This window comes from Thalassobacillus sp. C254, assembly GCF_001310615.1.
Genome location: NZ_BAXQ01000046.1, coordinates 1 through 8,219, shown reverse-complemented (window position 1 = coordinate 8,219; position 8,219 = coordinate 1). Strand labels below are relative to the sequence as shown.

The 8,219-nt window shown below is 33.0% G+C and carries 8 protein-coding genes and 3 pseudogenes; all 11 read left to right on the top strand.

Going from position 1 to position 8,219, the window contains the following annotated elements:
• The coding region (locus JCM19033_RS26855; protein WP_269758460.1) for a hypothetical protein at nucleotides 1-181 on the top strand (181 nt) is incomplete at its 5' end.
• A 91-nt stretch (nucleotides 182-272) separates the two neighbouring features.
• Nucleotides 273-916: pseudogene (locus JCM19033_RS21265) on the top strand (glycosyltransferase).
• Nucleotides 917-1,045: 129 nt separating this feature from the next.
• Nucleotides 1,046-1,732: an O-antigen polysaccharide polymerase Wzy gene (locus tag JCM19033_RS21255; protein WP_054637835.1), complete on the top strand. Its 687-nt coding sequence runs from the start codon at nucleotides 1,046-1,048 to the stop codon at nucleotides 1,730-1,732.
• Nucleotides 1,705-2,250 (top strand): O-antigen polysaccharide polymerase Wzy, encoded by a 546-nt coding sequence (gene wzy / locus JCM19033_RS28585; RefSeq protein ID WP_157050019.1) that lies wholly within the window; start codon nucleotides 1,705-1,707, stop codon nucleotides 2,248-2,250. The genes JCM19033_RS21255 and wzy (JCM19033_RS28585) overlap by 28 nt, the downstream gene beginning before the upstream one ends.
• Nucleotides 2,202-2,528 (top strand): O-antigen polysaccharide polymerase Wzy, encoded by a 327-nt coding sequence (gene wzy / locus JCM19033_RS28580; RefSeq protein ID WP_157050018.1) that lies wholly within the window; start codon nucleotides 2,202-2,204, stop codon nucleotides 2,526-2,528. The genes wzy (JCM19033_RS28585) and wzy (JCM19033_RS28580) overlap by 49 nt, the downstream gene beginning before the upstream one ends.
• Nucleotides 2,529-2,684: 156 nt before the next feature.
• Nucleotides 2,685-3,191 carry a hypothetical protein gene (locus JCM19033_RS21245; protein WP_054637833.1) on the top strand — a complete coding sequence of 169 codons (507 nt, stop codon included), beginning with the start codon at nucleotides 2,685-2,687 and terminating at the stop codon, nucleotides 3,189-3,191.
• A gap of 389 nt (nucleotides 3,192-3,580) precedes the next feature.
• On the top strand, nucleotides 3,581-4,195 hold the full coding sequence (locus JCM19033_RS21235; protein WP_054637831.1) for a hypothetical protein: 615 nt from the start codon (nucleotides 3,581-3,583) through the stop codon (nucleotides 4,193-4,195).
• Between the two features lie 252 nt (nucleotides 4,196-4,447).
• Nucleotides 4,448-5,194: a lipopolysaccharide biosynthesis protein gene (locus tag JCM19033_RS23935; protein WP_054637830.1), complete on the top strand. Its 747-nt coding sequence runs from the start codon at nucleotides 4,448-4,450 to the stop codon at nucleotides 5,192-5,194.
• The gene (locus JCM19033_RS23930; RefSeq protein WP_157050017.1) at nucleotides 5,118-5,726 is read left to right on the top strand and encodes an oligosaccharide flippase family protein; all 609 of its coding nucleotides are present in this window, start codon (nucleotides 5,118-5,120) and stop codon (nucleotides 5,724-5,726) included. The genes JCM19033_RS23935 and JCM19033_RS23930 overlap by 77 nt, the downstream gene beginning before the upstream one ends.
• An 864-nt stretch (nucleotides 5,727-6,590) precedes the next feature.
• Nucleotides 6,591-7,629, top strand: a pseudogene (locus JCM19033_RS21220) (NAD-dependent epimerase).
• Between the two features lie 106 nt (nucleotides 7,630-7,735).
• Nucleotides 7,736-8,219: pseudogene (locus tag JCM19033_RS21215) on the top strand (UTP--glucose-1-phosphate uridylyltransferase); the annotation flags it as partial.

Here is an 8,219-nt window from a genome sequence, read left to right as displayed (position 1 = left end):
GAGTAACGGTGGCGCTGAAAGAGTGATATCCGTATTAGCTCAAAACCTATGTGATAAAGGATATAAAGTAAGTATAGCTACCATATTCGATGACAAAAATGATTATGTCAAAGACGAAAGAATTGAAATTTATACATTGCCACATAAAAAAAAGAATAAGTCATTAGGACTATTGAGATAATTAGGGAACCAGAGAGTTAATTAAAAAAAATAATCCAGATGTTATTATATCATTTGTAGCAAAAGTTAACATTTTAACGATCCTATCGAGTATGCTTTTGAAGAAAAAGATAATTCTTTCTGAAAGAAATGATCCATACCAAAATCCAGGGAATAAATATATAAGAAGGTTAAGAGATGTTTTGTATGAATTTTCAGACGGTATAGTTTTTCAGACTATTGACGCCAAAAACTATTTCTCTAAATCAATTCAAAAAAAAGGGATTATTATATCAAACCCTATTATTCCTGGATTACCATACTGGAATGAGAACAACCAGAATAAGACAATAATTACGGCGTGTAGGCTATCTACGCAAAAAAACCTACCAATGTTAATAGAAGCTTTTTCACGATTAAGGGAATATTATCCAGATTATACTTTGAAGATATATGGTATAGGGGAAATGCGTGAAGAGTTGTTAAGTATTATAGAAGAATCAGGGCTTAAGGATAAGGTATTATTGCAGGATTCTCAAATGATATCCATAACGAAATGACAAATTCATCATTATTTGTTATTTCTTCAAACTATGAAGGTATCTCTAACTCAATGCTTGAAGCGTTAGCTATTGGTGTTCCTGTGATATCAACTGACTCCCCTATAGGTGGAGCCAAGACATATATAAAAAATGGAGAAAATGGTTTGCTTACAAAAAGTAGGGGATACGGATGGTTTTATGAAAGCAATGTATGAAATCATATCAAATAAAGAGTTTGCTATTGATCTATCCAATAAATCTAGAAAAATAACGTTCTGATTTATCTCAAGAAAAAATTACAGACAAGTGGATTAAGTATATAGATAGAATTACTGGAGGTAGAAATGCAAAGTCAAATGGTTAGAAAAGCTACAATAACGAGATTGAATTTCGGAATTGGCTTGTTAACCCTTTTTTTAACCATATTTGGGTATTTGCTGTATTTACTTACCCTGTCTTTAGTTAATTCTAATAAGGAATATGATATAATCGTATTTTTATTTAGTTGGGTAGGTATACTGCTTGGCTTCTATATCTGTTTTACCTGGTATAAAATAACCAAAGTTATTTTTACCCCTTATATTATTTTTATGCTCTTTTTCTTTTTATTTAATTATGGACAACCATTGATGTGGGCTTTTGGTATTCACAATTCCATGGAAATTGGAGAGGCAAGTTTGTATGGACTTGGAATTGCCAATACCAATGATATTATCAAGGCTCAAGCGTTAACATTAGTATCTATATTAATGTTTCATGCTGGAGCTTTATTTTGTTATAAAACTGAATCTCAAAATATAACTGTAGATAATCAGTTAGAAAAACATGAAAGAGATAAAACAAATACTTTTAAAGCGATATATTATACATGCTTTTTAGTAGGACTTATAGTTATTCCGGCTACTTTAATTTTCTCTTTTGTAGATTTGCAGACCGCATTAACATATGGATATAATTCTTTATATTATTCTGATCATGCTAGAAGTGGGCTAAACCTTACTGTATTAGAACATCTTTTTTTCCATGTTTAGTAGGGTTATTAATTGGTAGTAGGTTTAACAAAAAGGTACTGTTTTCAGTTTATACTATTTTTACTATTTACCTATTACTTAATGCATTTTCAGGAGATAGAGGTTCTTGGGTTTATAAAATAATTATTCTTGTTTGGCTCAGCCATGCATGTTATAAGACATTAAATCTAAAAAAGACTACAAAATATGTGTTAGTGTCAATTGTCGGGTTGTATATTGTTGATGTAATCAGATCTCTTAGAAATACGGGTATTAGCGTTGAAGGAATAATCAGCTCTTTGAGCTTAAGGAATAGCCCGTTTATTAATACAATTTTTGAAATGGGCGCATCAATGCAACCTCTCATTGTATTACAAAAGTACGGGTGGGATGTATGGCCTTATGCTAATACATATATAGTGGCTATCTTGGGAATGGCAACGAATAACGTTTTGGATTTGTTAAACATCCCCTTCTCACTAGTAGGAACTTGGTTCCGAGAATACTTAGGAATAACGTGGGGCCTGCTTTTTCGATAATTGCAGAAGCTGTGTTGAATTTCGGGCCGTTTTTAGCACCTTTTTTTATGATTGTACTTGGATATATAATTACTTCGTTTATATATATAGATAATAAGATGAATTATAAGGAAAGACCCTTAAAACTTTTCTTTATTGTCTCTACACTACACGCCATTATACCAATAGCAAGAAACTCGTCTCACTTATTACTGAAAAACTGGTTTTACGGAGTAGTAGTTCTTTGTATAACTATTTTAGTAGTCAAATTTTTGGTTACAAGATATTCAAAAAAATAATGTTTGTTATTGTTTATTAGATATAGCTGGTCTGCCCAATAAAATTTGGTGGGGGCCAATTGGATATAAAGAAGGGTGAATTATGTCAAAGATGGTTATGGTTTGTTTGCGTAAAAGGCTGAGAGTGATCAATTTAAAGATAAGTTAGAAAAATAAATGAAAAATGGTGCTGATAATATTTCTATTAAACAACCTAGTATAATGCATGCGGATTCTAAGCATTTAATGGCTATTTATAATATTAATAACACTGTAAAGATCCTACCAGATAATAATGGCATCTGTCTTGGCTCAGTTTTTGAGGAAGGTCCTTGGCATGAGCCTGGTTCACATATACCAGATGGGACATATGCTATGGTTCGAAGTAATAATAAATATATTGAGGCTGTTTCAGACGTGGTGGCTTCAAGGACCATATGGTATTATATGGATGAGGAAAAGTGCATTGTTTCAACTTCACAAAGGGCAATTATAATGTTATTAGGTAACTTTGAACTAAATGAAAATGTTATTCCATGGATGCTTTCTGCTGGAAACCTAGGACCGGGATTATCCTGGGACAAAAGAATCAAATGTGTTCCTCCATGTTCAATTCTACGTTTGAATAGAACGGAATGGAAGATAGACATTGAGACTCAAAAAGTAGAATTTAAAAGCCTCTAATAAGACAGATCAAGAACATGGTAAGCGTTTGGAGGAAGTTATTAAGAAGACAATTAATAGTATTCAAATAGATCCTAAACACTGGGTTCTTCCTTTATCAGGTGGTTATGATAGCAGAGCACTCTTGTTATTTTTAAAAGAAAAATACAATCTTGAAACAATAACCTGGGGGACTGAAGCGTCACTTACAAAAAAAATAGTGATATCCAAATTGCAAAGGAATTGTCTAGAAAAATTGGTATCAAAAATTCTTATTTTATATTAGATAATGTAGAAGTTAGTGTGAAATCAGTATTAAATCGGTTTATATTGAACGGAGAAGGACGAATTGATCACATTTCTGGTTATATAGATGGTTTGAATTATGGAAAAGACTCCATGACAAGAAAGTGGAAGGGATAATTAGAGGTGATGTCCCATGGCCTACCACTATTCCATATAATGAAAAGGATTTAAGAAGAATAACTGGCCTGAGCATATGGGGAGATTATGAAAACCTTCCTAATCTATCTAAACTTGGATTACCAGGTCAAAAAATTCCGGAGGATTTTATAAAAAAAGACAATGAAACATTAGAGACTTTAAGAAATAGACTTTATCAGTGCATTAGAATCCCACTTGTTTTATCAGCTCTCAATGATTTAAAGGTTCCCTATACAGAAATAATGAACCCATTTCTTTCTAAAGAAATTGTTGAAGTGACCAGAACATTGCCTAATAATTTGTTAAAGGATAAACAACTTTTTAAAGACATTGTCAATAAATATAGCCCTTCAATTGGGTATGCCCAGTATTCTAATAATGGTGATCAGTCACACATTTTGGAAGAAGAATCAATGAAAAAACTGCTTATACAAGAAATGGTGGAAAAAGGTGATAGTATTTTTACTGAGGAGTATATGACCTTTCTGATGGAAAATATTGACCGAAACCACGAATTAATCTGGAAAAAGTACATGAAAAAAGCAAAGACGAAGCTAAGTCATATGTTTCAAAAGGTTTAAAACACAAATAAGAAATCATGTCACAAAACTAAATATGACTATAACGTTCTTTTATTTAGGTCGGTAATCATTATTAAAATGAACGAATTGTTAAATGAGGATAAAAAATTTGTCCGCTAATTAAAAAGTAGATGAAGTTGAAAAATTGAAAGAATTTAAAAACGGCCCCAAAGTGTAAGTATGTATTGGCTAAACTAACAATTAAAAACGGAGTATTATAAGATTATTAAGAAAATAAAACAGGAGAAATTAATGAAGGGTATACTTAAAAAATTATACAAAAAATCGTTTGTGCGTAATGTGGCAATAGTAGCCACAGGCACTGCAGCTGCTCAAGCAGTTACTATGGCTTTTACTCCTATTATCACTCGTCTTTATGGGCCAGAAGCAATAGGTGTGCTTGGTGTATTTATGGCAATGGTATTAGTTGTTTCACCAATAGCGGCTTTAAATTATCCGTATGGAATCGTACTTCCCAAAAGTGTCTCTGACGCTAAAGGATTAATCCGTTTATCACTATATATATCATTAGGGTTAGCAATAATTTCAGCAATAATTTTAGCACTTTTTAATAAATCAATAGTTAGCTTATTTCAATTAGAAGGTATTGAGCCTTTTTTATACTTGATTCCTCTAATAATATTATTTTCTGGATTTTTACAAGTGACGCGACAGTGGTTGTTTCGAACAAAACAATTTAGGATCACAGCAAAAGTTGAATTCCTAAAGGCTTTAGTCTTAAATTCTTCTAAAGTTGGTATTGGTTGGTTCTATCCAGTTGCAGCAGTGCTTGTTATTTTGACTACATTAGGGATTGCCTTTCAGGCTTTGTTGTTATTGGTAGGTATAAAACGTTCAAATCTTAAACATGAATCAAAAGATAATGAAGAATCTTTAAAACTAAAAGAGCTAGCGAAAAAATATAGGGATTTCCCCTTATTTAGAACTCCGCAAGCATTTATTCACTCAATTTCTAATAACTTACCTGTTTTATATTAGCAAGTTTTTTGGTCCTGCTGCTGCTGGGTTTTATACTTTAGGAAATACTGTGTTAGGTATCCCAACACAACTTATTGGTAAATCAGTAGCTGATGTGTTTTATCCTAGGATTGCTGAAGCATCTAATAATGGTGAAAACCTTACTAAGTTAATTTTAAAAGCAACTACAGCTCTTGCAGTGGTAGGGATAGTTCCATTTGGCATGATTGTGTCTTTCGGACCTTGGCTTTTTAGTTTTGTATTTGGGGAAGAATGGATTGTAGCTGGAGAATACGCAAGGTGGTTGGCTTTGTGGTCATTTATAGCCTTTATTACTCGTCCAATTACAAAAGTAGTTCTAGTTTTGAATTTGCAAGCTCAGCAATTGTTCTATGAAATAATTATTGTGTTTGTTCGGGCAGTAGTATTATTTATAGGATTTTATTACTACAATAGTGATATATATGCTATATTGTTTTTTAGCTTAGCAACTTCAGGGTTAAAAATGCTCTTTTTTCTCTATGTACTTAAGAAATCTAGAAAGTTCACTTAAATTAATAACATTTTTTAGTTTCTTTGGTATAGGGTATACACTATTAAGGTAGAGGAATAGTATTAAAAACTTCACTAGAATTGTTGGCGTTTCAAAGCGTAGATTTATTAAATTTATTTTGAAGAATATTCCTATCTTTAGGCATTACTTAATATCGGATATTATTTATAAAGTTAAGATACAAATCATTAACAAGTAATAATAAGGTTATTTGGGTACCTCTTTAGAATATAAAAAGACTCTAAAAAACGAGAAAAAGAAAAAAATGATATTTCAGTACCATAATGGATGGTGAGTGTGATCTCGATCCTGTAAGTATCATCAGTCAAAAATGTATGTCCCATTTTAAAGAAGGAGTGCCTTGGAAAAAACAGGACTATTTAAAAAGTATACAAGGAAAAGTTTAGTAAGCAAAGTGTTGTATTAGGTTGTAAAAATATTGCTGAACTAAAGAATAGCTACTTTATATCATGTAATGAAGAAAAATGGTTTCTTATTACCCTCTGAAGAAAACCTTAATATAAATATAATTAGGATATATATAGACCGTAATGGTGAAATCTTGTACTGCGATAACGGTAATCATAGATTAGCTATCTTAAAGGCCTAAATATTGGAAAACACTAACACGAGAGTTAGAGCAAGATACAAATAATGAGAAAAATTTCCTAAACCATATAGACTACAAGATATAATAGATCAAAAATGGTATTTTTTTCCTCTACTTAAATCTAACATGTATATTGCATTCAATCACCTTTTATTTTAATGAGGATAACAGTTCAAATATAAACATATCACGGATTTAAAATTAGAAATTGTCGATTAGATAATGCTAGTAAACTTAGACTTAGGAGAGATATTATGAATATTTTAGTTACTGGTGTAGCAGGGTTTATTGGTATGCACTTGTCAAAACTCTTATTAGCAGAAGGCAATAACGTTATTGGTTATGATAAATTAAATAATTATTACGATGTGCAATTAAAAAAGAGTCGGATAGAGATACTTAATTCTTTTGATTCTTTTTGTTTTTTTTGAAGAGGACTTGGCTGATCGAAAAGCTTTGAAACGTTGTTTTGATAGTGAAAAAATTGATGTGGTAGTTAACCTTGCAGCTCAAGCTGGTGTTCGCTATAGCTTGGAGAACCCTCATGCTTATGTTGATTCTAACCTATTGGGATTTGTAAATATCTTAGAAGCGTGCAGACATAATAATGTAAAACACTTAATTTATGCATCTTCAAGCTCAGTTTATGGAGCAAACGTAAAGATGCCTTTTTCTACCTGTCATGAAGTAAACCATCCGGTTAGTTTGTATGCTGCGACGAAGAAATCTAACGAGCTTATGGCTCATACCTACAGCCATCTATACGGTATTCCAACTACGGGTCTTCGTTTCTTTACCGTGTATGGCCCGTATGGTCGTCCGGATATGGCGTATTACTCCTTTACCAAGAATATTGTAGAAGGAAAACCGATTAAAGTCTTTAACAATGGAGAAATGATGCGAGACTTTACCTATATTGATGACATTGTCGATGGAATCGTCAGGCTGCTTGATAAGCCGCCACAAGCTGATGAATCATGGGACCGGGAAAACCCTGACCCAAGCTCAAGCTATGCTCCCTATAAGGTTTATAACATTGGAAACAATCAGCCAGTGAAACTAATGGACTTTATCCAAACCCTTGAAAAGCATTTAGGGATTGAAGCAAAGAAGGAATTTCTTCCGATGCAGCCTGGTGACGTACAAGCAACCTACGCTGAGATTGATGATCTCCAGAATGCTACTGGCTTTAAGCCAAGCACAACCATTGATGAAGGACTTAAAAAGTTTGTTGATTGGTACAAAGAATACTACAAAGTTGATTCACCAGCCATTCGACAAGAAAACAAGTAATAGCCTTATTTCCGATTTAATTTTTTGGGGATTTTTACCACATTCTTACTAAAGATGTGGTATTTTTATTATATTGATTATTTTACAAAATTAGGAGGGATTTCTCGTGCAAGTACGTAAAGCGATTATACCGGCAGCTGGTCTTGGGACTCGTTTCCTGCCTGCCACAAAAGCTCAGCCAAAAGAAATGCTCCCTATTGTGGATAAACCAACCATTCAGTATATTGTCGAGGAAGCCATTGAATCTGGGATAGAAGATATCATCATTGTAAGCGGACGTGGTAAACGAGCCATTGAAGACCATTTCGATAAATCCTATGAGCTTGAAGAAACGTTATTAAAGAAGCAAAAGGTGGAGATGCTTGACGAAATTCAAGGCATTTCAAACATGGCGAACATCCATTATATTCGTCAGAAGGAACCAAAAGGATTGGGCATGCGATATCTTGTGCCAGCAGCTTTGTAGGAAATGAACCCTTTGCCGTGTTACTTGGCGATGACATTGTGAAATCTAAGAATCTACCTTGCTTAAGCCAGTTGATAGGAACCTTCGAACGGTACTCTTCTTCTGTCGTAGGAGTTCAGGAAGT